Here is a 2,549-nt window from a genome sequence, read left to right as displayed (position 1 = left end):
AAATCGGGGCGATTTAGTCGGGGAAGTTGATAGGTTTTCCGATAAAGCTTGATTTTCGCCGTTTCTGCTGCCATCGCCTTGGTCGCTGAGGGTGAGTTTTTTCTATTTTATGCCATTTTTCTTTATTCGTGGCGAGCATCTTTCTCCGAGGGTAAGAGCATCTCAATTAGGCTTGACAAAAGGCTCTCAGCACAGCAATCATATAGTTATTATCCATGGTCGCTTGTTTACTTTTTTGTGACATACTACGTTGAGCCATGGGTCTTAAGAAGGCACAATGACGAAAGCTGTGGCCGGAGCGAATCCGACAGGGATATTTCAATTATCAAGGGCGAGCGCTTTTGGGTGTTGTGAAGTTTTTTTGATTGGCGATCATTTTTCGTGAGGCGATATAAACTTGATATTGTAAAGTTTCAATACGAATATTGTCAGATCTAGTCAAGCATAGTAATATGTGGTCATGAAACTATCAGACTATAATGAGCATTATCTCGTGAGCTTCTAAAAATTCTGATGACCAAAATCCTCACCGATTATCGAGGCTTTCCTGTGCGTCTTACAGAAGAAAGATTGCTCCATATTTTAGACCATCCCGAGATGGCTGTGTTGAAGGATAGAATAGAAGAAACGCTTCAGTATCCCGAACAAGTCAGAAAATCTAACACCGACAACCAAGTGATTTTAAATTACCGTTATTATCTTAATACATTAATGGGAGATAAATGGCTATGCGTTGTCACTAAATATCTTGATAAAGATGCCTTTTTATTGACAGCCTATTTAACGAATAGAATTAAACAAGGAGAATTGTTATGGCCACTAACTTAAAAATTTGGTTTGACAAAGAAGGTGATTTCCTAGAAGTTCTTTTTTCTGATCAACCAGGTTATATGCAAGAAACAGAAAATGATGCAATTATGACCAGAGTTGATCTTCAGGGAAACGTATTAGGTTTTTCCATTTTAGGCGTAAGTCAACTAAAAAAGGATCACCCTTTAGTCGCAGAACTTTCGGGTAATGTTACAGCTTAACTTATTGGGTCAATCCGTCGCCAACCTAACTAATTTTGGCTCTCCCGACATCATGGGGTAAAATAGAGTTCTTGCATAATTAATTTTTGAGAGTGCAAAAATGAAAAAAATGGGCATAAAATTGCATAAAAGCCATAAATGGAATCACCCGGAATCTCCGATCCTTAAATCGTATTAAGGAGGTGCGTCAGACAATCTCTTATTTTTGGCGAACATGAAGTTGATTAAAATCGAGTCAGGGACGGCTCCTTAGTCCATTCTAATTGGCTTTTTCCCTAAGTTATCAAATTCATCTAGTTTTCTAGAAATCTCGGCCAGAGGCGAAAAAATCAGCGACAATGATATAAATAGAGTTATCAACACAAGTAAAGCAATTATGACTGTAGCCACGACGAACGCCCGAGATATTTTCCGCTCCGCCTACGAAAACCGTTATACTTGGGATGAACAATTCCCCGGTTACACTGCTGATATTATCCTCACCCAAGGAGAGGAAGTCCATACGGGCAAAATTCAAGTTAATGCTGATTATACTGTGGAAGTAACGGGCATTGATGACGAGAAAGTGCAAGAAAGTATCTATAATCAAATGCGCGATATCGTTACTCACCGCAAAAGAGGCAATTTTGAGGGTTCCCACGGCAAAAACCAGTTTAATTTCGGGGAAGATGATCCCACCGGTGCGGTAGAAATTCTTGTCACCGGCGATGCTATGGGGTCTAATTATAAAGTCCGCGGCCAGGAAATCTGTCAAGTCAGTCGAGTCATGGGACCGATGGCTTTTACTATTAATACCGAGGAAAGTCTCGATACGGGAGAAGGTTATATTTCTATTCGCTATAATGCCATTTTCCGCAATGCCAAAACCGATGAATTAAAGGGAAAACGTGACTTTAAGGAAACCTACGAAAAAATCGGTAATTATTATTTACCCTCCTGTCAAGTGATTAACGCAATCGACGCCGGGGGCGAAAAATCCACCACAGAATTCACTTTTATCAATCTGCAGCTTTTACAATCTTAAGGGTTATTCCCGCCCAAAAAGCGTTAGGATCGAGGTAACTACACTGTAATAAATCTCTGACCAGAGGCTGATTATGTCTTTAACACTGACCCCCAATAACGTCGAACAAGTCTTAGATGAAATGCGCCCCTACCTGATGTCCGATGGTGGTAACGTGGAATTAGTCGAAATCGACGGGCCAGTCGTCAGACTGCGTCTTCAAGGAGCTTGCGGTTCCTGTCCCAGTTCCACCGTAACCCTGAAAATGGGCATCGAACGTCGTCTCCGGGAAATGATTCCCGAAATTGCCGAAGTTGAACAAGCTTTCTAAATCTTGGTTTAATTAATTCTCACCACTGCCCGATTGACTAAGTTAAATTAGCGATCGGGCATAATATTAATTAGGGCTTGCTGAATAATGGTAAAACCCTTTTAAAATAAAGCTTTTGACCTGTTAAAGTCCGATGTTAGTGCAAGAAAATAGGATTGGGACTTTCAAAAACCTTGCATTATCC

General features: G+C 40.5%; 4 protein-coding genes. All 4 read left to right on the top strand.

Going from position 1 to position 2,549, the window contains the following annotated elements:
* Positions 1 to 513 precede the first annotated feature (513 nt).
* A complete protein-coding gene (locus EWV84_RS03645; protein ID WP_286826457.1) occupies positions 514 to 828 on the top strand; it encodes a DUF4258 domain-containing protein in 315 nt (104 codons plus the stop codon).
* Entirely contained in the window at positions 813 to 1,031 is a 219-nt protein-coding gene (locus tag EWV84_RS03640) for a DUF2283 domain-containing protein (protein ID WP_286826458.1), read from the top strand. The genes EWV84_RS03645 and EWV84_RS03640 overlap by 16 nt, the downstream gene beginning before the upstream one ends.
* Before the next feature lie 376 nt (positions 1,032 to 1,407).
* On the top strand, positions 1,408 to 2,055 hold the full coding sequence (locus EWV84_RS03635; RefSeq protein ID WP_287076520.1) for a DUF3386 domain-containing protein: 648 nt from the start codon (positions 1,408 to 1,410) through the stop codon (positions 2,053 to 2,055).
* Between the two features lie 73 nt (positions 2,056 to 2,128).
* Positions 2,129 to 2,365: a NifU family protein gene (locus tag EWV84_RS03630; protein ID WP_286826460.1), complete on the top strand. Its 237-nt coding sequence runs from the start codon at positions 2,129 to 2,131 to the stop codon at positions 2,363 to 2,365.
* Positions 2,366 to 2,549: the final 184 nt, after the last annotated feature.

It is taken from the genome of Microcystis sp. M_QC_C_20170808_M3Col (genome assembly GCF_007095505.1).
In the GTDB taxonomy this organism is placed as follows: Bacteria; Cyanobacteriota; Cyanobacteriia; order Cyanobacteriales; family Microcystaceae; genus Microcystis.
Note: the sequence above shows the minus strand (reverse complement) of the source record. Positions and strands in the feature narration are given on the sequence as shown.

Excerpts from the sequence above, each read along its gene's own strand:
- EWV84_RS03645 (WP_286826457.1), top strand. The coding sequence starts at position 514 with ATGACCAAAATCCTCACCGATTATCGAGGCTTTCCTGTGCGTCTTACA.
- EWV84_RS03640 (WP_286826458.1), top strand. The coding sequence starts at position 813 with ATGGCCACTAACTTAAAAATTTGGTTTGACAAAGAAGGTGATTTCCTA.
- EWV84_RS03635 (WP_287076520.1), top strand. The coding sequence starts at position 1,408 with ATGACTGTAGCCACGACGAACGCCCGAGATATTTTCCGCTCCGCCTAC.
- EWV84_RS03630 (WP_286826460.1), top strand. The coding sequence starts at position 2,129 with ATGTCTTTAACACTGACCCCCAATAACGTCGAACAAGTCTTAGATGAA.